This window comes from Paenibacillus sp. CMM36 (assembly GCF_053570945.1).
Map to the genome: position 1 here is coordinate 1 of NZ_JBSEDY010000077.1, position 579 is coordinate 579.

The 579-nt window shown below is 56.6% G+C and carries 1 rRNA gene; it reads left to right on the plus strand.

Features of this window, described 5'->3' with window-relative positions:
- Positions 1-579, plus strand: a 23S ribosomal RNA gene (locus ACWA2B_RS27955); the annotation flags it as partial.

A 579-nucleotide genomic window follows, 5' to 3' on the forward strand; every position in this document is an offset into this window, starting at 1 on the left:
AACCGGTGCGAGGACAGTGTCAGGTGGGCAGTTTGACTGGGGCGGTCGCCTCCTAAAGAGTAACGGAGGCGCCCCAAGGTTCCCTCAGAATGGTTGGAAATCATTCGAAGAGTGCAAAGGCAGAAGGGAGCTTGACTGCGAGACCTACAAGTCGAGCAGGGACGAAAGTCGGGCTTAGTGATCCGGTGGTACCGCATGGAAGGGCCATCGCTCAACGGATAAAAGCTACCCTGGGGATAACAGGCTTATCTCCCCCAAGAGTCCACATCGACGGGGAGGTTTGGCACCTCGATGTCGGCTCATCGCATCCTGGGGCTGAAGTAGGTCCCAAGGGTTGGGCTGTTCGCCCATTAAAGCGGTACGCGAGCTGGGTTCAGAACGTCGTGAGACAGTTCGGTCCCTATCTGTCGTGGGCGTAGGAAATTTGAGAGGAGCTGTCCTTAGTACGAGAGGACCGGGATGGACGTACCGCTGGTGTACCAGTTGTTCCGCCAGGAGCACCGCTGGGTAGCTATGTACGGAAGGGATAAGCGCTGAAAGCATCTAAGCGTGAAGCCCCCCTCAAGATGAGATTTCCCA